Raw genomic sequence first — 12,375 nt, 5'->3', positions numbered from 1 at the left:
ACGGCACCGACCACCGCACCCACGAAGAACAAGACGCCGCGATCGGCGACTACATACGCTGGCATAACCAGCGCGCCCGACCGAAAACCGGATACGCCACCCACTCCAAAATCCGCCGCCCGGATTACCCCTCCAAGGCCGCATGACGAGGCACTAGCTGCCAGGATCGTTCAGCAGTGGACTGGCGGCACGAGCCGCTATGCATTGGCGCCAGGCTGCGCCGCAGCATCCGACTGGCCTACGCGGCGGGCTAACACGAAGATCTGCGCCAGCGCGGTGAGTACGGTTTGTACGCCCACATCAACGTCCACGACCACTACAGCCTGCGAGTCGGCCCCGATCCACGATTCCGGGCCGGTTTCGTTCTCACAACTCATTCTCACGTAAGAGTGTCGCGACGAGGTTCTGAGAAATGTTTGTGCGAGCATCTGGGCATGGTCGCCGAGGAGAGCCGTGAATCCGATTCGCGTGATGCCGACGATGTCGAGCGGCACCCGTGCCCGCGGTGTCAGGCGCAGCCCGGCTCACCGTGCCGGTCGCGATCCGGCGCGGTGGCCACGTCGTACCACACCGGCCGGTTCACCAAGGTCCGCCGGCTGAGCAAGGCCCTCCGGGTGCTGACCCCGGCCGACCGCGGCCCGGGCCAGCCGTGGCGCCCAGGCACCCCGCCGCCAGCACCCCTACCGGCCGACATCCCGGCCGCGGACATCCGCATCGGCTACGCCCGCTGCAGCACCCTGACCCAGGAACTCCAGTCCCAACTCGACGCGCTCGCCGCGCACGGCATCCCCCGCGACAAGATCTTCGCCGAAAAGATCTCCACCCGGGTCCGGGTCCGGCCACAGTTCGAGGCGGCCCTCGCCCTCGCGCGTGAGATCAAGGCCCACGCCCCGCACTGCCGGGTCATCCTCACCGTCAACGAGATGAAACGCCTCGGCCGCGACGCCGCCGAACTCACCGCCCTGGCCGACCACCTCAGCGCGCACGGCCTGGTCCTGGAGATGCTCGCCGGCCCGCTGCCCGGCCTCTACGACCCCGCCGGCTCGGGTCGCATGCTGTTCGCGTTCTTCGCTGCCATGGGCGAGACCGAGCGGGAGAACATCCGCGAGGCCACCCTCGAAGGCCTCGACGCCGCAGCCCGCAAAGGCAAACACGGCGGCCGACCGCCGGTCATCACCGACGACATGCTGCACACCGTGCTGCGCCGCCGCGCCAACGGTGAGACCGTCGAGCAGATCCAACCCGATCTGGTGATCCCGACCGGCAAACGCACGGGCCGCAACCCCAGCGTGGCCAGCATCTACCGCGCGCTCGCCGCGTACGAGAAAACGCAGGCGTACCCGGACGCCGTCGAGCAGGCTCGAACCGAGCACGCCCAGCGCACCGGCGCCGACCTCCCGGTGACCGTGCGGCCCCGCGCCGCTCGCGTCCTCGACCCGATCGACCCCGAACTGGCCGCCAGAATCCAGGGCCGCCCTCTCGACCGGACCAAGTAACCCCTGTTGACCTCGGACGAGGAACGCAACGCTCAGGCCCTCAACCCAAGATCATCGCTAGCGCCAGTTTCCGTTCCGATGTTCCTCGAGCCCCGTCTCCCAGCGCCCAGCCACCCCTCGTCCCAGAACCACGACCCCATCAGCGGACGTCCAGTCACGGACATCGGCGCGGTAGCCGTGCGCTCTGGCCACCCGGCTGTGCGCGGAGTCATCGGCCCTCGTCAACGCGATCTCAGGCGTGCCGGGCAGCGGGCTCGCCACGAGCACAGCGTCAAGGTTGCCGGCCACGGCGCCGATCCGTTCCTCGAGGGCGACGAGAAACTGCGGGCGTAGCGGCGCGATGAAGTCGTCGTCGGCTGTCCACGAGTCGAGCCACGCGCGATCGATGTCGGCGGCGACCACGACGTAGCCGGGAAAGGACAGGATGGCCGCACGGCCTGGAGCCGGTCCGGGGACCAGCTCCAGCCACGGGTCTCCGCCGAGGCGCTCGCCCGTTTCGAGGCGGGCGATGACCTCAGCGAGGGTCAGGCCGACTTCTCCTCGCGCTCGCGGCGAGCACGACGGCCCACGAACTCGCGCGGGACGATGGTCGGGTTGACGTTCTCCAGGACGACCTCACGCGTGATGAGCACGCGGGCGGCGTCGGGATTGCTCGGGACCTCGTACATCACGGAGAGAAGGACCTCTTCCATGATGGCGCGCAGGCCGCGGGCGCCAGTGCCGCGGAGCATGGCCTGGTCGGCGATGGCCTCCAGGGCGCCGGTGTCGAACTCGAGCTCGACGCCGTCCAGCTCGAACAGGCGCTGGTACTGCTTCACGTAGGCGTTGCGGGGCTCGGTGAGGATCTTGATGAGCGCCTCGCGGTCGAGGTTGCGCACCGTGGTGATCACCGGGAGCCGGCCGATGAACTCGGGGATCAAGCCGAATTTCAGCATGTCCTCGGGCATGACCTTGCTGAAGATGTCGTCGGTGTTCCGCTCCGAGATCGAACGCAGGTGCGCGCCGAAGCCGACGCCGCCCTGACCGACCCGGGACTCGATGATCCGGTCCAGTCCGGCGAACGCGCCGCCCACGATGAACAGGACGTTCGTCGTGTCGATCTGGATGAACTCCTGGTGCGGGTGCTTGCGGCCGCCCTGCGGCGGGACGTTGGCGACCGTACCCTCGAGGATCTTGAGCAGCGCCTGCTGAACACCCTCGCCGGAGACGTCGCGGGTGATCGACGGGTTTTCGCTCTTGCGAGCGATCTTGTCGACCTCGTCGATGTAGATGATGCCCTGCTCGGCGCGCTTGACGTCGTAGTCTGCGGCCTGGATCAGCTTGAGCAGGATGTTCTCGACATCCTCACCGACGTAGCCGGCCTCGGTCAGCGCCGTGGCGTCCGCGATGGCAAACGGCACGTTCAGCATGCGGGCCAGCGTCTGCGCCAAGTGCGTCTTGCCGCAGCCGGTGGGGCCGATGAGCATGATGTTGGACTTGGCCACCTCGACGTCGCTGCCCGCTCCGGGTGCGCCGGACGACTCGGCCTGGATCCGCTTGTAGTGGTTGTAGACGGCGACCGAGAGCGCCTTCTTGGCCTGTTCCTGGCCGACCACGTAGTTGTCGAGGAACTGGCAGATCTCCATCGGCTTGGGAAGCTCTTCCCACTTCACCTCGCCGGTCTCGGCCAGCTCTTCCTCAATGATCTCGTTGCAGAGGTCGATGCACTCGTCGCAGATGTAGACCCCAGGGCCCGCAATGAGCTTTTTGACCTGCTTCTGGGACTTCCCACAGAAGGAGCACTTCAGTAGGTCGCCACCGTCACCGATCCGTGCCACCTACGGTCTCCCTGCACTCATCGGCCGGCTGTTGCCCGCCCCTTGGCCTTGAGGACGATCCGCCTCGACGCCGTTTGAACCTCACCTGCACAGCTCATCGACTGCGGACCCGCATTACTGAGGTTGCATGAACGACGTTACCCGCTGTTGGGCACTTCTCCGACCCCCCAAAACGGGCGTGTCAGGGGCCGGTAAGTCTAGCTCCCGACGATCCGGCCCCTGCCAGTGGTGCTCAGCTGCCCGCGCCGACCGTCTGCAGGCTCTTCTTGCGGCTGACCAGGACGGTGTCGACCAGGCCGTATTCCTTGGTCTCGGCCGCCGTCATGATCTTGTCACGGTCGATGTCCTTGCGAACCTTCTCCGGGGTCTGGCCGGAGTGCTTGGCCAGCAGCTCCTCGAGCTGGGTGCGCATCCGCATGATCTCCCGGGCCTGGATCTCGATGTCCGAGCCCTGACCGTAGCCGCCCTCGGTGGCCGGCTGGTGGATGATGATCCGCGAGTGCGGCAGCGCCATCCGCTTGCCCGGCGAACCGGCCGCCAGGAGCACCGCGGCCGCGCTGGCCGCCTGGCCCAGGCACACCGTGATGATGTCGGGGCGGACGTACTGCATCGTGTCGTAGATGGCCGTCATGGCCGTGAACGACCCACCGGGCGAGTTGATGTACATGGTGATGTCGCGGTCCGGGTCGGTGCTCTCCAGGGTGAGCAGCTGGGCCATCACGTCGTTGGCCGACGCGTCGTCCACCTGAACGCCGAGGAAGATGATCCGGTCCTCGAACATCTTGTTGTACGGGTTCGACTCCTTGACCCCGTACGACGTGCGCTCCACGAACGAGGGCAGGACGTACCGGTTGTGCACGGGAGCGAACCCTGGAGGCATGGAAAGGTCGGTCATGTGTCTGCTCCTCAGTTCAGCGTGCCGGCGCCCTCCGGGACCTGAGTGGCCCCGGTGATCACCTTGTCGATGAAGCCGTAGTTCTTGGCCTCTTCGGCCGTGAACCAGCGGTCGCGGTCGGAGTCGGCCTCGATCTGCGCCTGCTCCTGGCCGGTGTGGAAAGACACCCGCTCCTGGAACATGCGCTTGGTGTAGAGCATCTGCTCGGCCTGGATGGCGATGTCGGCGGCCGTACCGCCCATCCCACCCGACGGCTGGTGCATCATGATCCGCGCGTGCGGCAGCGCGAAGCGCTTGCCGGTGGTCCCCGCGCAGAGCAACAACTGCCCCATCGACGCGGCCATGCCCATGGCCACGGTCTGGACGTCGTTGTCGATGAACTGCATGGTGTCGTAGATCGCCATGCCGGAGTAGACGGAGCCACCCGGCGAGTTGATCCACAGGTGGATGTCGCGCTCCGGGTCCTCCGCGGACAGGAGCAGGAGCTGCGCGCAGATGCGGTTGGCGACCTGGTCCGTCACCTCGCTGCCGAGGAAGATGATGCGCTCGCGCAACAGCCGGTTGAAGACCGAGTCGTCGAGGTTGCCAGTGAGGTCACCGCCCCGCAGGGCAGGACTCGCAGGGATGTGCAGGTCGGTCATGGCAGCCCTTCACCGCTGACTGAGCCGGCCGAGCGATCCGGCCGGCAAGTGGTCCTGAATACGACCAACGTAACCGGTCGGATGCCCGGCGGCTTCCCGCTCGGGCGGGTGTTCGCTGTCAGCGCAGGGGTCAGTGGTCGTGACCCTCGTGCTCGGCGGCGTTGGCCTCGCGGAGATCGTCCAGCGTCAGCGTGTTGCCCTCGGAGTCCTGCATCGTGACCTTCTCCAGAACCGCGGCCAGCGCCTTGCCCCGCCGCACGTCGCCGAACACGGCGACCGCGCTGCCGGACTGGACGAGCTGGTCGTAGTACTGCTGAGGAGACATCTGGGCACGCTGGGCCCGGTGCACGATCTCGTGGCCGAACTCGTCGTCGGAAACCTGGATGTCGTCCGCGTCCGCGATGGTGTCGAGAAGGAGCTGGATGCGCACGCCCTCGGTCGCCGCGTCGGTCAGCTCGGTGTCGATCTGCTCCTCGGTCTTCTCCTCCGAGGCGAGGTAGTCCTCGAGGGTGGCGCCGATCCGCTCGAGCTGGTCGGTCATGGCCTGTTTGCGGCCCTCGACCTCCTCCTTGACGACGCCCTCGGGCGCCGGGATCTCGGCGGCCTCGACGAGCTGCTTGAGGGCCTCGTCACGGGCCGCGTAGATCTGCTCGACCTTCTTCACCTTGCCGAGCCGCTCACGCAGGTCGCCACGCAGCTCCTCCAGCGAGTCGAACTCGCTGGCCAGCTGGGCGAACTCGTCGTCGATCTCGGGCAGCTGCTTGTCCTTGACGCTGCGCACCTTGACGTCGACCTCGGCGTCGCGGCCGGCGAAGTCGCCGCCGACCAGCTGCGTGGTGAAGGTCGCGTCGGCGTCGGCGACCAGGCCGACCAGTACCTCGTCGAGGCCGGGGAGCAGCTGCTTGCTGCCCACCTCGTGGGAGATGTTGGTGGCCGAGCCGCCCGGAACCTCGACGCCGTCCACGGTCGCCTTGAGGTCGAGCTGCACGTAGTCACCCTCGGCGGCCGGGCGGTCCACGGTCTTCAGCGTGGCGAAACGCTCACGGAGGCCGTTGACCTGCTCGTCGATCTCGTTGTCGCCGATCTCGACGGCCGGGACCGTCACCGAGATGGTGGACAGGTCCGGGATGGTGATCTCGGGGCGGACGTCGACCTCGGCCGTGAACTTCAGCGGCTCGCCGTCGGTGAACTCGGTGATCTCCACCTCGGGGCGACCCAGCGTCTTGACGTCGTGCTCGCGCACCGCGGCGAGAATCTGCTGCGGGATCGCCTCCTGCACGGCCTCGTTGAGCACCGTGCCGCGGCCGACGCGCTGGTCGATCACCTGGGCCGGGATCTTGCCACGGCGGAAGCCCGGAATCTGCACCTGCGTGCCGATCTCCCGGTACGCCTTCTGCAGGCTCGGCTTGAGCTCGTCGAACGGCACCTCGATGGCGAGCTTCACCCGGGTCGGGCTCAGAGTCTCGACGGTGCTCTTCACAGGCGTACTCCTTGTTACTTCGAATGGCGTGTGTCAGTCGGGGTGGCGGGATTTGAACCCACGGCCCCTCGCTCCCAAAGCGAGTGCGCTACCAAGCTGCGCCACACCCCGTGGCGGGGCAAGTGTATGCGGTCGGCGCCGGACGGTGCGCTCCGGAGTCACCCGGGCGACTCGCGGGGTATCCGGTTCGCGTCGACCAAGGACGTTCAGTACGCTGTAGAAGCACCAACGCGGGCGTAGCTCAATGGTAGAGCTTCAGTCTTCCAAACTGACTACGCGAGTTCGATTCTCGTCGCCCGCTCCACGAGTCCCAGCTGCCCAGATGTTCGTCGATGCAGCGAGACGTTCAATCTGGTCAAGCTTGATGTGGTCCCGCCGTGCGACACGCCGCTCACGGCGGTGAACCAGACGGCCATGCCCGCGCGCATTGCCGGCCACGGGGAACAACGATTCTGAGAGCCGGATTCATGGAGTACGGCGACAGGAAGATGCCGCCGTACCCGGGCCGCCCGATCGGCGAAGCGCGACAGACGGCTCTCAGGAGGCTCCGCGGTCGCCGGCGGCACCCGTCCCTCCACAGACAGGGCAGAGGGTAGCCGGGGCGTGTTTGTCCTCGAAGCCGTCGCCGACGAAGTTGAAGGTGCGCTCCGGTTCCTGATCGATCCAGCCCGTGCCGCGGCAGTTGAGGCATCGCGGCTGGGGAAGGCCGGTGGTCCACGTGTTGCGCCGTCGAGTGGTGACGATGCGGGCGAGGGACCAGACGCCGCCGAGCACCTTGACGACCAAGAGAACAGCGGCCAGCACGAGGAGCAGCAGGACGACGACGAGGAGCCATTTCATGAGTCCACTTCCCGCTGCTGCTTCGCCTGTACCGGATGAACCGCCGGCCTGACTTTCCGGGCTCGCGGATCGAGGTCGGGTGGACCGGCATCGACGGCCGACCACCTGGTGACCTGTACCCGCTCGATGCGCGGCGGTCGCCGGATGACCAGAACCGGATGACCAGAAACTGACACCTTAGCTTTACGTACACCTTTCCACCGCGATGAGTCATTGATTGACTTGGGTACCACATGTAGTTCAGCGTGCCCGGAAGGCGGACTTTCGCCGAGATGACCGACGTCGTGCCGTACCCGACTCCGTTGCCTCGCCTGGCGGCACCCGGCGAGCGCCTCGGTTGGATCTTCAACGATCGCAATCTGTACCGGCGCAAGTACATGGAGCCGCCGCCCTCACCCAGCATGGTTCCACCGCAGCTGGTGGACCGGGTGGTCCGGGCGCAACGTGAGATGGGCAAGCGCATCGCCATCTCGCTCGGCCTGGGCGTCGGCCTGGCGGTGCTGGTCAGCTGCTGTGGCAGCTTCGCCAACGCCGGCGGCGCCAGTACCGGCGCAGGCGCGGTGATCTCGGTGTTCGCCTTCCTGGCATTGGCAGCCGGTGTCGGCGGGGCCGTCCTGGCCGGTGCCGCCCCCGGCAGGGCCAAGAAGGCCCTGGAGACCGCGCAGCAGCAGGTCCAGCAGGAGTACGCCCACGCGTACGCCGCCTGGGACGGCCGCCGTGGATGGCACGACCAGCAGCAACAACAGGCCGTCGACGCGATGTTCGAATGGGGTGCGGCCGCCCCGCCGCCCGGCACCCGACGGGTCGACATCATCGGTGGCACCACGTACGGATGGGAGGCCGCCCTTACCGTCTTCGGCGGCTCCCTGCTCGCCACCCGGGGCCACATGACCCTGGTCGACTTCACCGGCGAGGCGCTCTGCGGCGAGCTGATGCAACTCGCCGGCTCGACCGGGCGCTCGGTGCACGAGTACCGCATGCCCTCGCAATTGGCCCAGTTCGACCTGGTCGGCGGCCTGGAGCCTGCCGAGCTGGTGGACTGCCTGGTAGAGGCCATGTACGGCGACGCCGAAGGTTCGAGCCGCGCCGAACGCTCGCAGGACTCGATGCTGCTCGGGGAAATCTGCGGGATCCTGTCACCGACCATCAGCATGGCCCGGCTGCTGGCCGCATTGCGGGTGCTCACGGATCGCCCCGCGCAGGCCGCTCTCGCCCAGGACGAGGTCGACCGGCTGCTCGATCTGCAACCCGACGAGAGTCGCCGCCAGATGCACCAGCACCTGCGCCGGATCGAGGCGTTCCTGCACCCGCTGGAGACGATGGGAAGCGGGTCGGCCGAGCCCGGCACCGCCGATCTGACCTGCCTGGTCGCCGATGGCGGCGGGCGCAACGCGCAGAGCGAGCTGCTCAAGGATCTGCTGGTCCAGTGGCTGGCCCGCCAGGTCCGGCACGAGGCGGTGCCGATGGGCTCGCTCGTACTACTCGGTGCCGACGAGGTGCATCACCGCTCGATCGAGAAGCTGAGCACGCTCTGTGAGCGCCGCGGGATTCGGCTGGTGCTGTTCTTCGGTCATCTGCGGGAAGAGTCGCTGCACACCATCGGCGGCGGCGAGGTCGCGTTGATGCGCCTCGGCAACCACCAGGAGGCGACGCAAGCAGCCGACTTCATCGGCAAGGGACACAAGTTTGTGCTCAGCCAGCTGACCCGCACGCTCGGCGGCAACGAGACCCACACCATCGCCGACACCATCGGCGAGTCGGAGACGCACGGCGGCTCGGACGGAAGTAGCCGCAGCGGCCTGCAGTTCAGCAGTCAGAAGGGCAGTAACTGGAGCAAGACCCGCAACTGGAGCCAGACCGAGTCTCAGGCCAAGGGCACGAACTGGAGCGACGCGCAGTCGGTGCAACGGGTCTACGAATACACCCTCGAGCCGCGCGTCCTGCAGGACCTTCCCGAGTACGCGATGATCCTGGTCAAGGGCGAAGGACGCGGCTCGGTCGTCCAGGCCGTGGAGGTCGATCCGGCGATCGTCACCCTGCCGCGGGTGTCCATGGCCCCGCTGGATCTGGCGCCGCTGCCCCACCCGGCCGAGGCCGTCATCCCGGCCACCCGCCAGCCCAGCCAGGTCACCGTCTCCCAGCCGCACCCGCTGACCGCGCACGACGCGACTGCGCGGGACATGAGTAACCCGGCGCTGCACGGCTGGGGCGGCGCGCCCACCGGCACACCGCAGCCTCAGTATCCGAGGCAGCCCTGTCAGGGACCGTGGGGCGGCAAGCAGTGACCGCGGCCGGCGAATTGTTCAACCGGCTGGCGGTCATCCGTGTGCTCGAACTGCCCCGGCGGTCGTCGCCGCGCGAGGACGCCGGCACCGACGTGGGCCGCCGCCAGCGACTCGCCGGGATCGTCTCGGCATATCACGCCGGGACCGGCCTGCTACTCGGCTGGCATCGGCCGGCCAGGTCCCAGCCGATCGAGGTGTTCGCGTCCGGTGGCGTGGCGGGCGAGCCGGACGACGCGGGTCTGACCCCGCTGTCCATCCCGCCGGGCGCGCTCGGGCTGCCGTACCCGGAGCATGACCTGCTCGATCGGCTACGCGCCGTTCCCGCATGGACCCGGGTGGCCGGGCTGACCGATGGACTCCTGGTCGACGACCAGAAGGCGCCCGACGAGGACCTCCGGCCGACTCTCGACGAGTGCCTGCTACATGTGTGGCACGCGGGCTTCGCATGGTTCGTGCTGGCCGAGCCGGAGCCGGCGTCCGAGATCGCCACGGCGGCGCGCCAAGTCGGGTTCGAGGAGCGGCAGGCGCGGGCCAAGACGCAATCGCCGGAACACGCGGTGGCCGCCGCCCGGTTGCAGCGTCGCCACCGGGAACTTCAGCAGGGTCGATCCACCGGCATGTGGCGCGTCCATCTGCTCGTCGGCGCCCACTCTCCAGCTGCTGCCGGGGCCGTCGCCGGGCTGCTCTGCGCGTCGGCCGACCTCAGCCGTCAGCCGTACACCCTGGCCCCGACGGACGTGATCGGCGATCTCGGCAAGGTACTGGCCGACGACGTGCCCGGCTCGCCGGTGCTCGCCAGCTCCCAGCTGCTCGCGTCGATCGCGGTGGCTCCCTTCGAAGAGGTACCGGGGCTGCGGTTCGCGATGCGCTCCCAGTTCGACGTCACCCCGGAAACCAACGGTCAGACCGGCCGATCGGTGACCCTCGGCGAGGTGCTCGATCGGACGGCCACCCCGGTCGGCCCGCTCGAGATTCCACGCGGCAGCCTCAACCGGCACACCTTCGTCTGCGGCGCGACCGGCGCCGGTAAGTCCCAGACCGTACGCCACCTGCTTGAAGGCGCTACTGCGCAGCAGTTGCCGTGGCTGGTGGTCGAGCCGGCCAAGGCTGAGTACCGGCAGATGGCCGACCGCATCGGCGGCGAGAACGTGATCACCATCCGGCCCGGCGACACTGAGGCGCCACCCGCGGGCTTCAACCCGCTGCGCCCGGCCGACGGATTTCCGCTGCAGACGCACCTGGACCTGACTCGTTCACTCTTCCTCGCCGCGTTCGAGGCGGACGAGCCGTTTCCGCAGGTGCTCAGCGCAGCCCTCACCCGTTGTTACGAGGAACTCGGCTGGGACCTCGCGCTCGGCGAAGCCCGCATCTCCGCGCATCAGCCGCGTTACCCGACGCTCGGCGATCTGCAGCGCACCGCCGAGCTGGTGGTGGACCAGATCGGTTACGGCAAGGAGATCACCGACAACGTCCGCGGCTTCATCCGGGTCCGCCTGTCCAGCCTGCGGCTCGGCACCACCGGCCGGTTCTTCGAGGGCGGCCACCCGCTGGATCTCGCCGCCCTGATGCGACACAACGTCGTCTTCGAGATCGAGGACGTGGGCGACGACCGGGACAAGGCCTTCCTGATGGGCGGGCTGCTGATTCAGCTCACCGAACACCTGCGGGTGGAGACTCGGCGCGAGCCCGACGTGCTTGCGGCCGGCCTGCGCCATCTGAGCGTCTTCGAGGAGGCGCACCGGTTGCTCCGCCGCACCGAGCAGGCCGGACCGGCCTCGCATGCGGTTGAACTGTTCGCCGCGCTGCTGGCCGAGATCCGCGCGTACGGCGAGGGTCTCGTCGTGGCCGAGCAGATTCCGAGCAAACTGGTGCCCGACGTCTTGAAGAACACCGCGGTGAAGATCATGCACCGGTTGCCGGCCGCGGACGACCGCGCTGCGGTCGGCGCGACCGTCAACCTGACCGACCACCAATCCCAGTTCCTGGTCACCCTGCCGCCAGGTGCGGCAGCGGTCTTCGCCGACGGCATGGATCAACCTCTGCTGGTACGAATGCCCGACGGCACACCGCGCGAGCGAGGCGGACGCACGATGACCGCTCCAGCCGGAGCGGTCATCGGACGGCGCAGTGTGACCTGCGGCGGGGCATGCTCGGATGTGGCGTGCACGTTGCGCGACATGCGGACCGCCCAGCACGTCCTCGAGGACGAACCATGGCTGGTCTTCTGGGCCGAGCTGGCCGTACTCGGCCATCTCACCGGCTGGCCGACCCCCTCCCCGCTGGCTCACCGGTTGCGGCAGCTGCTCGACATGCCCGCCCGGCTACGCGAATGCTCGATGTCTCACGCCGTCGACGGGGCGGTCGCCGCACGGTCGCCGGTGCTCACTACCACCACCGATCCAGCCTCGATGGCCGTTCATGTGCTCGCGTCCATGACCGGCTACCTGCGCGGTGTACTCGACTGCGCCGACGAGGAACTGGCTTTCCTGGCCAGGCCGTACCGGTGGTCGCGGCTGGCCGACGAGCTGTTCACGGCCTCGGCGGCGGTGGACGGCGCCGGGCCGCGGCACGAACTCTCGGCCCGGTGGGAACAGGTCTACGGCAGGGCCGTGACCGGGGACAGCATCGGTGCACAGGCGGCCGTCGTCCAACGATGGCTCGACGCGGATATCTCGGATGCGGCTGTACGACGCGATGTGGCTTTCGGGATGAGCGAGCCCGCGGCACTGGAGCGGGCGGCCGGGTCGGTTTTCGGGGCCGCGGACTGGGCCGATCGGGTGGCGACGATGGTGACCGAGAACTTCGCCAACTGCCGTTGGCCGTCCCGGTTCTTGGTGCCCGCTCCGGGCGCGGGCGAGGCGGACGATGACTGACGCCACGAGATCGGACGCCCGCCGCCAGGCCGTCCGTGATGCGGTCGG

At 68.3% G+C, this 12,375-nt stretch carries 10 protein-coding genes and 2 tRNA genes; 4 read left to right on the top strand and 8 right to left on the bottom strand.

Annotation, left to right across the window (positions count from 1 at the left end; all coding sequences use genetic code 11):
* Positions 1 to 197: 197 nt before the first annotated feature.
* A complete protein-coding gene (locus tag QSK31_RS20395; protein ID WP_285685819.1) occupies positions 198 to 494 on the bottom strand; it encodes a hypothetical protein in 297 nt (98 codons plus the stop codon).
* On the opposite strand from QSK31_RS20395, the gene QSK31_RS20390 reads away from it, so the two are divergent.
* Entirely contained in the window at positions 435 to 1,496 is a 1,062-nt protein-coding gene (locus QSK31_RS20390) for a recombinase family protein (protein WP_502872983.1), read from the top strand. The genes QSK31_RS20395 and QSK31_RS20390 overlap by 60 nt on opposite strands.
* Positions 1,497 to 1,553: 57 nt before the next feature.
* Here the strand turns inward: QSK31_RS20390 and QSK31_RS20385 are convergent, their stop codons facing one another.
* From QSK31_RS20385 to QSK31_RS20360, 6 genes are all read right to left on the bottom strand, one after another.
* Positions 1,554 to 1,898, bottom strand: coding sequence for a hypothetical protein (locus QSK31_RS20385; RefSeq protein ID WP_285685817.1), 345 nt, complete (start codon positions 1,896 to 1,898; stop codon positions 1,554 to 1,556).
* A 122-nt stretch (positions 1,899 to 2,020) separates the two neighbouring features.
* Positions 2,021 to 3,313, bottom strand: a complete 1,293-nt coding sequence (clpX, locus tag QSK31_RS20380; RefSeq protein WP_285685816.1) for an ATP-dependent Clp protease ATP-binding subunit ClpX — start codon at positions 3,311 to 3,313, stop codon at positions 2,021 to 2,023.
* Between the two features lie 232 nt (positions 3,314 to 3,545).
* Positions 3,546 to 4,208, bottom strand: coding sequence for an ATP-dependent Clp protease proteolytic subunit (locus QSK31_RS20375; RefSeq protein ID WP_285685815.1), 663 nt, complete (start codon positions 4,206 to 4,208; stop codon positions 3,546 to 3,548).
* An 11-nt stretch (positions 4,209 to 4,219) separates the two neighbouring features.
* Positions 4,220 to 4,849, bottom strand: coding sequence for an ATP-dependent Clp protease proteolytic subunit (locus QSK31_RS20370; RefSeq protein ID WP_285685814.1), 630 nt, complete (start codon positions 4,847 to 4,849; stop codon positions 4,220 to 4,222).
* A 130-nt stretch (positions 4,850 to 4,979) separates the two neighbouring features.
* On the bottom strand, positions 4,980 to 6,329 hold the full coding sequence (gene tig / locus QSK31_RS20365) for a trigger factor (protein ID WP_285685813.1): 1,350 nt from the start codon (positions 6,327 to 6,329) through the stop codon (positions 4,980 to 4,982).
* Between the two features lie 37 nt (positions 6,330 to 6,366).
* Positions 6,367 to 6,440: transfer RNA gene (locus QSK31_RS20360), tRNA-Pro, on the bottom strand.
* A 119-nt stretch (positions 6,441 to 6,559) separates the two neighbouring features.
* Between QSK31_RS20360 and QSK31_RS20355 the strand changes: the two genes are divergently transcribed.
* A tRNA-Gly gene (locus QSK31_RS20355) sits at positions 6,560 to 6,633 on the top strand.
* 233 nt (positions 6,634 to 6,866) lie between these two features.
* Here the strand turns inward: QSK31_RS20355 and QSK31_RS20350 are convergent.
* On the bottom strand, positions 6,867 to 7,169 hold the full coding sequence (locus QSK31_RS20350) for a hypothetical protein (RefSeq protein ID WP_285685812.1): 303 nt from the start codon (positions 7,167 to 7,169) through the stop codon (positions 6,867 to 6,869).
* 272 nt (positions 7,170 to 7,441) lie between these two features.
* Here QSK31_RS20350 and QSK31_RS20345 point away from each other — a divergent pair, with 272 nt between their 5' ends.
* Together QSK31_RS20345 and QSK31_RS20340 are read left to right on the top strand one after the other, a co-directional pair.
* On the top strand, positions 7,442 to 9,454 hold the full coding sequence (locus QSK31_RS20345) for a hypothetical protein (protein WP_285685811.1): 2,013 nt from the start codon (positions 7,442 to 7,444) through the stop codon (positions 9,452 to 9,454).
* Positions 9,436 to 12,327: an ATP-binding protein gene (locus tag QSK31_RS20340; RefSeq protein ID WP_285685809.1), complete on the top strand. Its 2,892-nt coding sequence runs from the start codon at positions 9,436 to 9,438 to the stop codon at positions 12,325 to 12,327. Before QSK31_RS20345 ends, QSK31_RS20340 begins: the two co-directional genes overlap by 19 nt.
* Positions 12,328 to 12,375 lie beyond the last annotated feature (48 nt).

Origin of the sequence: Actinoplanes sp. NBRC 103695, assembly GCF_030269485.1 — a bacterium.
Classification (GTDB): Bacteria; Actinomycetota; Actinomycetes; order Mycobacteriales; family Micromonosporaceae; genus Actinoplanes.
The sequence above is the reverse complement of the archived record's forward strand: the minus strand, read 5'-3'. Positions and strand labels throughout refer to the sequence as shown.

Excerpts from the sequence above, each read along its gene's own strand:
- QSK31_RS20375 (WP_285685815.1), bottom strand. The coding sequence starts at position 4,208 with ATGACCGACCTTTCCATGCCTCCAGGGTTCGCTCCCGTGCACAACCGG.
- QSK31_RS20350 (WP_285685812.1), bottom strand. The coding sequence starts at position 7,169 with ATGAAATGGCTCCTCGTCGTCGTCCTGCTGCTCCTCGTGCTGGCCGCT.
- QSK31_RS20370 (WP_285685814.1), bottom strand. The coding sequence starts at position 4,849 with ATGACCGACCTGCACATCCCTGCGAGTCCTGCCCTGCGGGGCGGTGAC.
- QSK31_RS20390 (WP_502872983.1), top strand. The coding sequence starts at position 435 with ATGGTCGCCGAGGAGAGCCGTGAATCCGATTCGCGTGATGCCGACGAT.
- QSK31_RS20345 (WP_285685811.1), top strand. The coding sequence starts at position 7,442 with ATGACCGACGTCGTGCCGTACCCGACTCCGTTGCCTCGCCTGGCGGCA.